This window comes from Viscerimonas tarda (genome assembly GCF_054601255.1).
This window is the reverse complement of sequence record NZ_BAAHWV010000013.1, coordinates 61,414-76,495: the sequence shown is the minus strand read 5'-3', so window position 1 is coordinate 76,495 and position 15,082 is coordinate 61,414. Positions and strand designations below refer to the sequence as shown.

11 protein-coding genes are annotated in these 15,082 nt (G+C 44.8%); 8 read left to right on the top strand and 3 right to left on the bottom strand.

Features of this window, described 5'->3' with window-relative positions:
* Positions 1-7 precede the first annotated feature (7 nt).
* From ACYPWY_RS07660 to ACYPWY_RS07625, 8 genes are all read left to right on the top strand, one after another.
* The gene (locus ACYPWY_RS07660) at positions 8-2,647 is read left to right on the top strand and encodes an AsmA family protein (RefSeq protein ID WP_459684850.1); all 2,640 of its coding nucleotides are present in this window, start codon (positions 8-10) and stop codon (positions 2,645-2,647) included.
* A 103-nt stretch (positions 2,648-2,750) separates the two neighbouring features.
* Positions 2,751-4,535, top strand: coding sequence for an alpha-L-rhamnosidase-related protein (locus tag ACYPWY_RS07655; protein ID WP_459684849.1), 1,785 nt, complete (start codon positions 2,751-2,753; stop codon positions 4,533-4,535).
* A gap of 178 nt (positions 4,536-4,713) precedes the next feature.
* Positions 4,714-5,940: an alpha/beta hydrolase family protein gene (locus ACYPWY_RS07650; RefSeq protein ID WP_459684848.1), complete on the top strand. Its 1,227-nt coding sequence runs from the start codon at positions 4,714-4,716 to the stop codon at positions 5,938-5,940.
* 137 nt (positions 5,941-6,077) lie between these two features.
* Positions 6,078-7,703, top strand: a complete 1,626-nt coding sequence (locus tag ACYPWY_RS07645) for a lamin tail domain-containing protein (protein WP_459684847.1) — start codon at positions 6,078-6,080, stop codon at positions 7,701-7,703.
* A 457-nt stretch (positions 7,704-8,160) separates the two neighbouring features.
* Positions 8,161-10,392 (top strand): formate C-acetyltransferase, encoded by a 2,232-nt coding sequence (pflB, locus tag ACYPWY_RS07640; protein ID WP_459684846.1) that lies wholly within the window; start codon positions 8,161-8,163, stop codon positions 10,390-10,392.
* An 80-nt stretch (positions 10,393-10,472) separates the two neighbouring features.
* Positions 10,473-11,189 (top strand): pyruvate formate-lyase-activating protein, encoded by a 717-nt coding sequence (gene pflA, locus ACYPWY_RS07635; protein WP_459684845.1) that lies wholly within the window; start codon positions 10,473-10,475, stop codon positions 11,187-11,189.
* A 17-nt stretch (positions 11,190-11,206) separates the two neighbouring features.
* A complete protein-coding gene (locus ACYPWY_RS07630; RefSeq protein WP_459684844.1) occupies positions 11,207-12,001 on the top strand; it encodes a formate/nitrite transporter family protein in 795 nt (264 codons plus the stop codon).
* A gap of 52 nt (positions 12,002-12,053) precedes the next feature.
* A complete protein-coding gene (locus ACYPWY_RS07625; RefSeq protein WP_459684843.1) occupies positions 12,054-12,257 on the top strand; it encodes a hypothetical protein in 204 nt (67 codons plus the stop codon).
* A gap of 71 nt (positions 12,258-12,328) precedes the next feature.
* Here ACYPWY_RS07625 and ACYPWY_RS07620 read toward each other — a convergent pair whose 3' ends face one another.
* The 3 genes from ACYPWY_RS07620 to ACYPWY_RS07610 all read right to left on the bottom strand — a co-directional run bounded on the left by ACYPWY_RS07620 (position 12,329) and on the right by ACYPWY_RS07610 (position 15,043).
* Entirely contained in the window at positions 12,329-12,601 is a 273-nt protein-coding gene (locus tag ACYPWY_RS07620) for a Txe/YoeB family addiction module toxin (RefSeq protein ID WP_459684842.1), read from the bottom strand.
* Complete coding sequence (locus ACYPWY_RS07615; RefSeq protein ID WP_459684841.1) at positions 12,592-12,852, bottom strand: type II toxin-antitoxin system Phd/YefM family antitoxin; 261 nt, start codon at positions 12,850-12,852, stop codon at positions 12,592-12,594. The genes ACYPWY_RS07620 and ACYPWY_RS07615 overlap by 10 nt, the downstream gene beginning before the upstream one ends.
* Positions 12,853-13,135: 283 nt before the next feature.
* Positions 13,136-15,043, bottom strand: coding sequence for a UDP-N-acetylglucosamine 4,6-dehydratase family protein (locus ACYPWY_RS07610; protein ID WP_459684840.1), 1,908 nt, complete (start codon positions 15,041-15,043; stop codon positions 13,136-13,138).
* Between the last annotated feature and the right edge of the window lie 39 nt (positions 15,044-15,082).

Genomic DNA, 15,082 nt, shown 5'->3' with positions numbered 1-15,082 from the left:
TATACTTATGAAAAAAGGTTTAAAAATTGCAGGAATTGTTGTAGGTGTCATTCTAATTTTAATGATCGCAACCCCCTTTCTATTCAAAGGGAAAATAAAGGATGCCGTAATAAAAGTTGCCAACGAACAACTGAATGCGGAAGTAGCCATCGGGGATTTCGGATTGAATCTTTTTTCTAACTTCCCCAATGCCACATTATCGCTCGACGATGTATCGGTGAGCGGTATCAACGACTTCGAGGGCGATACCTTGGTAAAGGCCAAATCGCTTAGCGCCACCATCAACCTGTTTTCGCTATTTAACGGGAATTACGAAATTTCCGAAATAGAAGTGGACCGGGCTGAGGTTTATGCCAAACTGCTACCCGACGAACGGGCAAACTGGGACATTGTGAAAGATACGACTACCACCGAAGAAAGTACGGCTTTCAATCTGAGCCTGAAAAGAGTGGACATTAATTCGTGCAACATTACCTACGATGACCAGCTATCGGGTATGAAGGCTATCCTGACCAACTGGAACGGAACGCTTTCGGGAGATATGGATGCCGACGAAACCAGGTTGAAAACAAATTCAACCATTGGCGAACTGTCGTATATCATGAACGGTATTCCCTACCTCAACAAAGCGAAGGTATTTATCGACGCTGCTTTAATTGCCGATTTGAAAAACATGAAGTTTACCATTGATGAAAGCAAAATACAATTGAACGAAATAAAAGCGCAAATTGACGGTTCGGTGGCTATGATTGGAGAAACAGGTATTGATTTCGACCTGAAATTGAATGCACCCGATACCCAGTTCAAGGATATTCTTTCGATAGCGCCTGCCATGTACACCGAAGATTTTAAAGACATTAAAACATCGGGGACAGCATCGCTCGACGCTTCGGTAAAAGGCTTGATGGATGGGGATGTCTATCCGGCTTTCAATATAAAGTTACTGGTTAAAGATGCCATGTTCCAGTATCCTTCCTTGCCCAAGTCGGTGAACAATATCAATGTCGATTTGCTTGTCGATAACAAAGGCGGATCGCTGGATAATACGGTGATAGATGTCAGCAAATTCAATTTCAATTTGGGTGGCAATCCGTTTAGCGCTCATTTCAATGTACAGACACCGATAAGCGACCCGGCTGTAAAAGCGCATGTGGACGGCAAACTCGATTTGGGAATGATTAAAGAAGTGTATCCTCTGGACAAAGGCACCGAACTGAACGGAAAATTAACTGCCAACCTGGATCTTGCGACCCGCCTGTCGGCCATCGAGAAAGAACAATACGGGAATGTAACCGCAGCGGGACAATTAGCGCTGAGCAGCATGACCTACAAGTCGCCGGATATGCCTGAGGTTGTTATAAACGAAGCCAGATTGGATTTTACGCCCAAATATGTAAATCTCACGTCTCTTAATGTGAAGATAGGGCAAAACGATTTATCGGCAACCGGTCGCCTCGAAAACTTTATTGCCTACGCCCTGAAAGACCAGACATTGAAAGGACAACTGAACCTGAAATCGAACTACTTCAACGCCAACGACTTTATAAGTGATGATGAAACTGCCACAGCAGCAGACACATCCTCCGCAACAGGTAGTTTTGAAGCGCCCAAAAACATCGACTTTGCATTGAACGCCTCGATGAATAAAGTGATATACGAAAACGTAACCCTCACCAACCTCACCGGAGCTATCAACGTAGCGAATGGAACCATTACCATGAAAGACGTTTCGGCCAATGCGCTGGGAGGAAGCTGTAAAGTGAATGGGTCGTACAGCACAGCCGAAAATCCGGCCAAGCCTAAAGTCGATTTATCACTGGCGCTAAGCAAAGTGTCGTTTGCCGAGACCTTTAAACAGGTAGAAGCCATTCGGAAATTTGCTCCCGTTTTTGAAAAAATTACCGGAAACTATTCGATGAATTTCAAATTCAATACCACCATGGGCGACAACCTGCTGCAAATGCTGGGCGCATTAACCGGAGACGGAGCATTGCAAACCGGCGATGTGCAGATAGGAGGCATCGAAGCGTTGAGCCAATTATCGTCGGCATTGAAGCTGGGTTCGGGTTCGTTGAACTCCTTCTCGACAAAAGATTTGAATATTCCGTTTAAGGTTGAAAACGGTAAAATCACCACTAAACCCTTCAATATCAATATTGGTAGCGAGGGAAAATTAAATTTGGAAGGAAGTACAAGCCTTGACGAATCCATTAACTATAAAGGAATAATTACTCTTCCGAAGTCCATGTCGAGCAGTTTTATCAATAACGTCGGCATAACCATCGGTGGAACATTCACCAACCCGAAAATAGGCATCGACACCAAATCGTTGTTGAGTAATGCAGCCAGTTCGGCCGTTGACCAATTGCTTGGAGGCAAAGGCGGCAAAACAGGAGAAGTTGCCGCCCTCGCAACCGACAAAGCCCTGCAAGCTCAAAAACTGAGAGACGAAGCAAAAGCCGCCGCCGATAAATTGGTTCAAGCAGCTAAAGAACAAGGCGATAAGCAAGTCAGCGCCACTAAAAATCCATTGGCAAAAGCAGGCGTAAAACTCGCAGCCGATAAATTAGTGGATGAAGCTAAAAAGCAAGGACAAAAGCTGATTGACGAAGCGGAAGTCAAAGCTAAGCAGTTGGAAGAAGAATAACCAGCCCCCCCACCCCCCGTAGGGAGCCCCCTAAATCCCCCGTAGGGGGACTTTTGGATCCCCCCTACGGGGGGTGGGAGGCTATTAAATAAACAAACACACCATGAAAAAAAAACTATTTACTGCCATGTTCCTGTTTTTAGCAGGAACGCCATTGGCCCTCAGGGCTGAACTTCCTCCGGTATTCGGAACAGAATACGAGGGAAAAACACAAAAAGATGAACTGACCCGCCAGTACATTTCACCTCAGCGCATTGTATGGAAATACGATGGCGAAGGAGGGAAACTGGTTACCAATGACGACCTGTTGTTGCGACAAGGAAACAGTCAACCCGAAATGGGCGCCCGCAACACCTGCATGATGACCAGCACAGCCAACGAAACAGCCTCTATCCTACTCGATTACGGAAAAGAACTGCACGGCGGCTTGCAACTGGTGATGGGTGGCTCGTCGAGGCGCGAACCTTCGTTGGTACGCATCCGTTTTGGCGAATCGGTTGGCGAGTGTAACAGCTTGGCTATCAACTACGAATGGAAAGTAGGCTTTTCGACCGACGACCATGCCAAACGCGATATAGTGATGGAAATACCGCGGGATGGAATGATTGAAATAGGAAACACCGGCTTCCGTTTTGTGAGAATCGATCTTTTGCAAAAAAGTACAACCATCCGCCTGAAAGAAGCGCGCGCCATCCTCCGCTACCGCGACATCCCTTATCTGGGCTCGTTTAAGAGTAGCGACGAACGCCTGAATCAGATATGGCTGACAGGAGCGTACACCGTTCACTTGAACATGCAGGAATACCTGTGGGACGGCATCAAGCGCGACCGCCTGGTGTGGTTGGGCGACATGCACCCCGAAGTGTCTTCTATTATGAGCGCATTCGGCGGCAATGAAATCGTACCCAACAGTCTCGACCTGGCCTGCAAGCAATTCCCGCTGCCCGGATGGATGAACAATATGAGCGCCTACTCGATGTGGTACCTCATTATCAATTACGAATGGTACATGCAAAACGGCAATTTGGATTTCCTGAAAAAACACAAAGCCTATATACTGGGATTGATTGATCAGGTTGACCAGAAAATAGATGAAAACGGCGTGGAAACTTTAGCCCCCCGGCGCTTTCTGGACTGGCCGTCAACGCCCAATCAGGAAGGGGTGGAATCGGGATACCGCGCACTTATTGTGTGGGCGATGCACGATGCCGAAAAACTTTGCAACATATTAAACGAACCGGCCTACGCAAAAAAATCGGTGGCATGTGCCGACCGCATGAATCGCTTTGTAAAAGACCACAACAACCTGAAACAAGCTGCCGCACTGATGGCCATCGCCGGCATCCTCGACCCGCAGAAAGCCTGTAACGATGTAGTATCGGTGGGTGGACCCAAAGGATTCTCTACGTTCTACGGATATTATATGCTTCAGGCACAGGCTCTTGCCGGACAATATCAGGAAGCAATAGACGTCATCCGCCAATTTTGGGGCGGAATGCTCGATATGGGAGCTACCACTTTTTGGGAAGACTTCAATATGGAATGGCTCGACAATGCCGCACGCCTCGACGAACTGACACCTGCCGGTAAAAAAGACATCCACGGCGATTTCGGCGCATATTGTTACCCAGGTTTCAGGCATAGTTTCTGCCACGGATGGTCTTCGGGCCCAACAGCTTGGATGACCGAACATATATTGGGCATACAAGTCGTAGAACCGGGGTGCAAAACCATAAAAATAGAACCGCATCTGGGCGACCTGACTTGGGTAGAAGGAAGCTATCCTACTCCATTCGGCGTACTGAAAGTGAAACATACCAAGGATGCCGACGGAAAAACCACCTCACAAATCAGTGCACCCAAGGGAGTTAAGATAATTAGGAATTGAGAGTTAAAATACAACCAATTTTCTTGGGGCTATCTCATTAGTCTCCTTTCCGGGATTGTCATTGCGGGCTTGACCCGCAATCTCCTGGCTACCAATGATGAGTCAGGAGATCCCGTGTCAAGCACGGGATGACAGGCTTATGAGATACTCCCCGAGGATGAGTTAATTATTACTACACATGAAAAAAACGATATTATTTTGCTGCATCCTGTTTTCTGCTGTTGGAGCATTATCGGCACAGAATTTAAGTTGGAACAGGCTGGAATTTTTTACGAAAGATTCCACCTTCAGAAAAGCAATAGAACCCGAAGAAGGAGCTGCCGAACTGGCAAGGCTCAAGGACTTGTTCAACACAACCAGGTCGTGGGAAGAGCGGAAGGAGCGCCTGAGAAAGGGCATTCGCGAGGCATTGCTCCTCCCCGACGAACAACTAAAACCGAATGTTCCGGCCAGTATCTTTACCGGAAGAATAGTCAAAGATGGCTATGCAATTGAGAATGTGGCGATTGAAATTATGCCCGGATTGTGGGCAATCGGCAACCTGTATCGCCCGTTGAGTGTGCAATCGGGCAAACATCCGGCTATTTTGTCGGCACAGGGACATGGCCCTGCCGAAGTTTCCGAAAAGAATGCACGTTTCTCCAAATCCAGTCAGACAATGTGCGCTTCGCTGGCAAAAATGGGCGCCGTAGTCTATAATTACGATATGTTTGGCATTGGCGAATCGGGCTTACATGCAGGCCACAGCATCCATCGCACCGGATTGGCGCAATCCATCCAAACGCTGACCTCGACACGTATTGTCGATTTCTTAATCTCCCTGCCCGATGTCGATGCCAAGCGTATTGGGATGACCGGCGCGTCGGGAGGTGGTACGCAAACATTTCTGGCAACCGCAATCGATCCGCGCATCGCTGTTTCGGTTCCGGTAGTGCAGGTATCCTGTTTCTTTCCGGGCGGTTGTCCATGCGAAAGCGGGCGACCTATCCACCTGATGTGCAGTCCCATATCCAACAATGCCGAAATAGCTGCCCTGGCTGCTCCACGCCCCATGTTGGTTGTATCGGATGGCGGAGATTGGACGCGTACGGTAAACACACAGGAATACCCTTTCATAAAACGAATCTACTCGTTCTATGGCAAAGAAAAGCTAAGTGAGAACGTACATCTGCCCAACGAAAAGCACGATTACGGCCCAAGCAAACGCCATGCCATGTACGACTTTATGGCCAAGCATCTGGGCTTAAATAACAAGATTCTGAAAAATGCAGCAGGCGAATATGTCGAATCGGTCATTTTTCCGGTGGAATGGGAAGAATTATTGGTATTTCCCGATAAAAAACTGCCCGAAGGACATCTGAAAAGCATTGAAGAGATATATACTTGCTTGGTAAGAGGGAAATAATACGCGTTTTTTCCCTAAGAAATGTCATTTTTCCGGTGAAATGTGTTTAGCTTACTGGGGCTATTTTATTGGCATATTGTCAGATTCAGATTTATTTGCTATATTCGTAGCCTATTAGCTATTAAACAATTTCAATCATGAACACACAGTTATCATTTCCCCTCAAAAGAACATTCGCTGTTCTTGGCTTTTTACTGCTAAGTTTCAACCTGTTACAGGCTGCCAACGAAAAGATTTACATCAATGAAATAAGCGGCAACGAGAAATGGCTTGAAATTTACAACGCCGAAAATGTAGCTGTTGATTTGTCAGGTTACACCATCCAAAAAATTGACGAGGAGGGAATCCCTGCCGATTGGGTAATACCCGCCGGTACTTTCATCACCGCCAAAGGATTCCTGAGCTGGACACAAGGCGCCGATGCCAATGTAACATTTACCTGGGGAATTTCGGCCAAAAAAAATGTGGCCTTCAAAATTTTTGACAAAAACAACACGGAACTCGACTATTTTGAGGTAAAAATTGCAACATTACTATCTCAGGATTACCACCGGACTGTTGGCCGGAGAACCGATGGCGCAAACGAACTGATTCTGTTCGCCAATGATGGCACACGCAATGCCAGCAACAACACCGGCACACAATATATTCCGCCGACATCGGATAAAAAGATTTATATCAACGAGATAAGCGGAAATGACAAGTGGATCGAAGTTTACAATGACGAATATAGCGACATCGACTTGTCGGGCTACGTGATTCAGAAACTGGATGAAGCCGGAACCGCATCCAACTGGGCTATCCCCGCAGGCGCTACCATCCCCGCCAAAGGCTTTAAAGTCTGGTCGCAAGGCGAGAACGAAGAGCTAACATTTATATTTGGCATCTCGCCCAAAAAGGACGTTACAATCAAACTTTTCGACAATATCGGCGCCGAGTTGAGTAAACTGGAAGTGAGATTGGCGCTTTTCAGCGAAGGAAAATCGAGAACCGTTGGACGACAAACCGATGGAGCCGAGGAATTGGTCATCTTCCTGAACGGCGGAACAGCAGGAGCTTCCAATAGCGCCGGAACAGTTCAAACGCCAACCGCAAACCCCAAGAAAATATATGTGAACGAAATAAGCGGCAACGATAAATGGATAGAAATTTACAACGCCGAAGACGCTGCCGTTGATCTGACCGGTTATTCGCTTCAAAAAATCGGTACGCCCGCCACACCAAACAGCGTTGACAACTGGTTTATTCCCAGCGGAACAACCATTCAGGCCAAAGGATTCCTATACTGGGCCCGGGACGTCAACGAAGAAGTAGCCTTTACATGGGGTATCAGTGCAACGCAGGATGTTGCCTTCAAAATTTTTGATGACAATGGCGCCGAACTGGACTATTTCGACGTAAGAATGCCTGCCCTGAACTCTTCGGGAAACGCCAAAACTGTTGGCCGTGAGACCGATGGGGCAGAAAAGCTAAGCATTTTTCTTGCCGGAGGGACTAAAGGCGCATCCAACAGCGGAGGAATTAATAGCATTGAACAAGTCGCCGGAAACAAACTGTTTGCCTACGTCAAATCGGGAATCGTTTATCTACCGGAAGAAGTTCAGTCTGTTTCGCTGACAAGCATTAGCGGAGCAATCGTTGTTCCCGAGAGAAAAATAAGCGGACAAACACTCGATTTGCAGCATTTGCCAAAAGGTATTTATATCCTGAAGCTATCGGGGTATGACAAGTTGGTTAAAGTGCAGAAGATTGTGGTGGAATAAGAAGCGAAAGCGAATCTATATAGAAACTATCGGAACGCAAATTACGCGGATTACGCAAATTATCACAATTTATGTATTGTTTAAAATCGGTCGATTCTCAAAACAATAATAATTTATTTATTCGTGTGAATTTGTGTAATCTGCGTAATCTGCGTTCTCTCCGGGATCGACTATTTACGGCTCAGGCATTTCTGGCATGTTCCTAAAAAAACTTACGCAGATTATAACTAAATTTGATAAAATTTATTACCTTTGCGCCGCAATTCAGAATTAAAGACATGATTGCACAATACTCAAATCTACTGAAGATAGTGGAGGATGAAGAATTAATCCTGATTCTCAGCTCTCAATGCTCAATTCCTTTGTTGAGGAAAATACCAAGAAACCATTTAATTAATAGCAAGTTGTATTTAGTATAACTTTTTGTATAATATATTTATTTAAGTAATTCAGAAATATGGAGGCATATACAGATTTTAAAGGGAGCAAGTGGAAAGACGAAATCAATGTACACGATTTTATCATTAAAAACTACACGGAGTACGCAGGTGATGAATCTTTTCTGGAAAAACCAACAGAGGCAACCACTAAATTGTGGGAGAAATTAAGTGAAATGTTCAAGCTTGAAAAAGAAAAAGGCGTTTATGATGCCGAAACCAAGATTCCTTCACAAATTGATGCATACGGAGCCGGTTATATCGACAAGAATCTGGAGAAAATAGTTGGCGTACAAACCGATAAGCCCCTCAAAAGAGCCATCTTCCCAAATGGTGGAATTCGCATGGTGCAACAAAGCCTCGAAGAATACGGCTACAAATTAGACCCCATTATCACCGAAATATTTACCAAATACCGCAAAACGCACAACGAAGGCGTATTCTCGGCCTATACCGACAGTATTCGCCGTGCCAGAAGCAATGGCTTGTTGACCGGCCTGCCGGATGCATACGGACGGGGACGCATTATCGGCGATTACCGGCGCATCGCGCTTTATGGCATCGACCGGTTGATGAGCGAACGCGAAATACGCTTCAAGGAATGCGACCCTATCGTGATGACTGACGACTTGATTCGCCTTCGCGAAGAATTGAGTTCACAAATTCAGGCCTTGAAAGCCTTGAAACGCATGGCAGCCGCTTATGGGTTTGACATTTCAAAACCGGCTTCTAACGCACAGGAGGCTATCCAATGGACATACTTTGGTTATTTGGGCGCTATTAAAGACCAAAATGGGGCGGCAATGAGCCTGGGACGCGTAACAACTTTTCTCGACATATATATCGAAAGAGACCTGAAAGCAGGTTTGATAACAGAAAAAGAAGCCCAGGAAATGATCGACCATTTCGTCATGAAACTGCGTATTGTCCGTTTCCTTCGCACCAGTGAATACAACGAATTATTCTCTGGCGATCCGGTTTGGGTTACAGAATCGCTGGGTGGCATGACCAACAACCGAGGCTCGATGGTAACCAAAAACAGTTACCGCATGTTGCACACCCTCTACAACTTAGGCCCTGCGCCGGAACCAAATCTGACGATTCTTTGGAGCGACCGTTTGCCCGAAGCATGGAAAAAATATTGCGCCAAAGTATCCATCGAAACATCCTCGCTTCAGTATGAAAACGATGACTTGATGCGTCCTCAATTGGGAGACGACTATGGCATTGCTTGCTGTGTATCGCCTATGCGCATCGGCCACCAGATGCAGTTTTTCGGAGCGCGCGCCAACCTGCCAAAGGCATTGCTTTACACCATCAACGGCGGGAAAGACGAAAAAACAAAAGTGCAGGTATTACCCAAGCACTGGGTAGAAAAAGTTTCGGGCGATTACCTCGATTTTGATGAAGTCTGGGCAAAATTCGACCGCACACTCGACTGGGTAGCAGAGACTTACGTGAAGGCGCTCAATATCATTCATTATATGCACGACAAATACTCGTACGAAGCCCTGGAAATGGCTTTGCATGATGTAGATATTGTTCGCACGCAAGCATTTGGCATATCGGGACTATCAATCATCGCCGATTCGTTTGCCGCCATTAAATATGGTAAAGTGCGCATTGTGAGGGATTTGGACGGCAATGCAGTGGACTATATCAACGAAAAAGAGTATGTTCCCTTCGGAAACAACGATGATAACACCGACAAATTTGCCGAAGCCATTGTAGAGAAGTTTATGAATAAAATCCGTAAACGCAAGATGTATAAGGAAGCCATCCCGACACAATCGGTACTGACCATCACATCGAATGTTGTTTATGGAAAGAAAACAGGCAATACCCCCGATGGTCGCCGCGATGGAACGCCTTTTGCTCCGGGAGCGAATCCCATGCACGGACGCGATACCAAAGGGGCGGTGGCATCACTTTCGTCGGTAGCAAAACTGCCGTTCGAACATGCCAACGACGGGATTTCCTACACCTTTGCCATCACGCCCAATACTCTGGGAAAAAACAAGGAAGAGGAAGTTCAGAACCTCACCGGATTGTTGGATGGGTATTTCCTTCAAACAGGGCATCATTTGAATGTGAACGTTTTCGATCGCCAATTGCTGATTGATGCCATGGAACATCCCGAACAATATCCACAGTTGACAATCCGCGTATCGGGTTATGCCGTGAACTTTGTGAAGTTGACAAAAGAACAACAGTTGGATGTTATCAACCGGACGATTGCAACAGCCATTTAATGATTGATAAAGTAATTTAAGCGAAGGGGAGTTCTTTTTAGACAGCCCCTTCGTTTATATATTCAGAAGAAACTGGTTAAATGTCAGGATACATACATTCCTTTGAAACATTTGGTACAAAAGACGGGCCGGGCATTCGTTTCGTTTTGTTTATGCAGGGTTGCCCGTTGCGTTGCCTGTACTGCCACAATCCCGACACCTGGGAAAAGAAAGAGGCAAAATATACGTTTACACCGGAAGCTGTTTTTCAGGAATTGGATAAAGTAAAAAACTTTGTCCGTGGAGGAATTACCGTTTCGGGTGGAGAACCGATGCTTCAGGCGGAGTTTGTTTCAGCGCTTTTCAAACTATGCAAGGCGCATGGAATCCACACGGCCATAGACACATCGGGGATATTGCTGAACGACAAAGTGAAAGAAGTTCTTGACTATACCGACCTGGTTCTGCTTGATATAAAGCAGATTAACCCCGAAAAATACAAAGAACTCACCAACAACGAACTAGCCCCTACCCTAAAGTTTATGGAGTATCTGTCTTCGATAAATAAGGCTACGTGGTTGCGTTATGTGCTTGTGCCCCATTACACGGACGAAGAAAAAGACCTGATTGAATGGGCAAAATATGTCTCGCAATTCGGGAATGTAGAGCGGATAGACATTCTCCCCTTCCATCAAATGGCCACTCACAAATGGGAACAATTGGGCATAGCGTATAAATTAAAAGACGTACAAGCGCCAACTCCCGAGCAAATAGAAAAAGCTTCGACTATTTTCAGGAGCTACGGATTGAAAATTTAATTGATTAACGACACAAAATGACAAACTATTATACCCCCAAAGAAATAACGCAAAATTTTGCCGCATCGGCTACCAACAAACGAAACCTGCCATTAATCAAATTTATGCTTGCCGCTATTCTGGGAGGCGCATTTATAGCCTTTGGCGGAATGCTTTCGGTTATGGTTGCAGGCGGAATGCCCGGCATCGGCGCATCCAATCCGGGCTTGGTAAAGTTTGTAGCCGGCGCGTTGTTCCCTGTTGGGTTGATTATGGTTTCTATCACAGGGGCCGACCTGTTCACAAGCGATTGCGCCGCTTTTACTTACAGTTCGCTACAACGGCAAATTACGATAAAGACCTACTTCAAGTACCTGTTATTCTCCTATTTATTCAACTTTACAGGAACACAACTGGTGGCATTCCTCCTGTCGTACGAAGTCGGATTATTGGACAGCGAACCTTGGCAAGGATACCTGCATCATTATGCCGAAGCAAAAGTTAATCAGGATTTTATAAAAGTACTGCTGAAAGGTATCGGAGCCAACTGGCTTGTATGCCTGGGGATGTTTATGGGGTATTCGGCCAAAGATATTACGGGCAAGTGCATTGCCATTTGGATTCCGGTGATGCTCTTCGTTAGCCTGGGTTACGAACACTCGATAGCCAATATGTTCTTTATTCCCGCCGCCATCTATTCCGGCGCCAACATTTTGTGGGCCGACTTTATATGTCAGAATCTTATTCCGGCTACAATCGGTAATTTTATCGGAGGGGCGTTATTTGTGGGATGTGTGTATTGGTATTTGCATCTTAAAGAGGAGAAGCAGTAATCAGGCGGTGTTAAATTATTGTCAAATCTCGGTAAGCCGTCAAGACTAATGCATGAAAAAATTTAGTACTACTGTTACGGATGAGATTCCTCCCTTTGGTCGGAATGACTTGCGTGTTAGTGGTTTAAGGGATGAGGAAGTGGCGGCTTCGCCGCCACTTCCTCATCCCCTCTCCCCAAAAGGAGACAGTCATTCCGACCAAAGGGAGGAATCTCCTGCTCATATCAGCAACTTTACCGAAAGGCATAAGCAGTAAATTTTTTCATGGTTTGCCCTGAACAAACCGCACGAAGATTTTGAGAAAGAATTTGCATCATGGTGATAATTTCAGCCCTTTGAATAATGGTACCTCATAGACAAAACATAAACCACTATCATTTCGTTGTGTACTGAATAAACTATTCGATGTTCCGAATTTATACGTCTCGACCACATACCCGAGAGGTCATATTTCAGTGGTTCGGGCTTTCCCAGGCCGGTAAAGGGGTGTTTTTGAATATCGTCTATCAAAGCGCTGATTCTCTTCATTATAGCTTTGTTTCCGGTCTTTTTCCAATAGGCAATATCTTCTTGCGCTTGCTCCGAATAGACTATTTCCATAGCTCTGCTGTGGGTATTGTTTTGCCTTTCCCTTCCTGTATGTTCTTTTCGGCATCCTTTATGCGCCGTAGCATTTCGGGCGAAGACATAATATATTCCGTCTCCACTAAGGAATTATATTCATCCAACGAAATAAGCACTACGCCGGTATTTTTTCCCCTGTTGATAATAAGCGTTTCCGAATCATCTATTACCGAATCAATGTAATCTTTCAGATTGCTCCTGAAATCCGTATAATTTGCTGTTTTCATGTCAAAGCAGTTTTATGTTTTACAAAGATAGGTACTTATTTGCGTACTTTTATGCTTTCGGATGTTATTTTTTCGGTTAAAATGGCTGCGACTGTCAGGAGATTGCGGGTCGGAGCCCGCAATGACACAAAAATACATACTCCCCCCCCCATTGGCGCAAGTTTGAAACTTGTACCCATAATTTAGAAAGTTTATAACTTTCGGTAGTTGAAAACTACCTGAATATCAGGCACAAGTTTCAAACTTGCGCCAAAGTATATCCCGAAATTATAACAAAGCCACTTTACACATCCAACGACTCGTACTTGGAATTTTTGCTGATAAATTCGGGGACTAGCTTCTTCATGTTTGATACGAGTTCGTATTCTTCGCCGTTTCTTGCCTTGGAGATGGTTAGTTCTATCTGGGGCAGAATCTCTTGGAAACAATATTTCCTGACTTTGGCTTTCTTGATTTTCCCGTGAGAGGTTGGTTCTGTTATTTCCGAATCATTCAGCAATTCTTCATACAATTTCTCACCCGGACGTAGTCCTGAAAATTCTATGGCAATATCTTTTTCGGGAACTAAACCGGCAAGTTCTATCATTTTTCTGGCCAAGTCGTATATTTTGACCGGTTTTCCCATGTCAAAAATATAAATATAACCCGATTCGCCAATCACGGAGGCTTCCAGCACCAAGCGGCAGGCTTCGGGTATTGTCATAAAATAGCGCGTTATTTCGCGGTGGGTTACGGTAATTGATTCTCCTCTTTCTATCTGTCTCTTGAACAGCGGAATTACCGACCCGTTGCTACCCAATACATTCCCGAAACGAGTGGTTATGAACTTGGTATTCGATTTGTTTTTCTGCGAGTCGGTCGCACAACTCTGCACGTATATTTCGGCAATTCGTTTGGTTGCACCCATTATATTGGTCGGGTTCACTGCCTTATCGGTCGATACCATAATAAAGGTTTCAACAGCATGATCAATGGCCAAATCTGCCAGTAACTTTGTGCCCAAAACGTTTGTGATAACAGCTTCGCAAGGATATACCTCCATCAATGGAACATGCTTATAGGCAGCTGCATGATAGATTATATCGGGTTTATATTGCTTGAAAATCCGGGTAAGTTTAGATTCATTGCGTATATCGGCAACGACTGAGATAAAATTCTGGCTGGGATATTTCGACTTTAACTCCACATCCAGATCGTTTAATGACGTTTCTCCCTGATCCAGACAAACGATTAATTTAGGGGAGAATCCGGCTAATTGGGTTACAATTTCGCTCCCTATTGACCCTGCAGCGCCTGTTACCAACACAGTTTTTGCCTGAATAGTTGAAGCAATAGCATCCAAGCTTATATTTATTTCTTCTCTTCCAAGTAAGTCTTCGATTCGGATAGAACGGATATTTTTACCCATATCCGACAATTGAGACATGTTGTTGATGCTTTTTGCCTGCATAATATAGATGCGAATTTTTAAACTTATCATCATTTCTACATAAGCGGCATCATGTTTAAGCTCGTTTTCATCGGTGAATATAACGCTCCTTGTTCTGTATTTACTCAAATCTTCGGGAGTCGGCAACAATATAACCGGCAATCTTGTAATCCTTTTCAGCTTCGGATTGGAAGCCGTAGTCAAGAATCCGATAATCTTAAACTTATTGCGGCTGCTATTAAACAGCTCGGTGAACATGATATTTTCTTCACTGGGTTTCCCCCAAAAGAAAACAGGTATAATGAGTCTCGTTCCAAACTTTCGGGTCAGCGCCGCATAAGCATAGACTACCACAATGCGAAATCCGTAAAGGCCAACCAAAGAGGCCAGAAAAAACGTCGTGCAATAAGCCACCGAAACACTACCGGAGGAACCCATTATCTTGTGTAGAGTAAGAAAAATCAGGATAGTTGCCAAGATTAACGAGCCCAAAATCCGCTGAAATTCATAAATTGTAGAATAACGGATTATCCCTTTATACGTTCTGAATAACAGGAAATACAGAACATTAAAAAACAACACAACAGCCGCATATTCTACGAACACAGGGTAGTAGATATGACTGATATTCCTATAAATTTGATGAACAAGCAAGTACGAAATGATGGAGGCAATAAAGATTATAGCAGTATCGCAAAACAGTACGAACCATCGGCTCAGTAACCGGTCTTCGAGAAATCTTTTATATATTTTTTCAATCATGAGAGTAAGTGTAAGGGGTTGTTTATATAATATTTATAT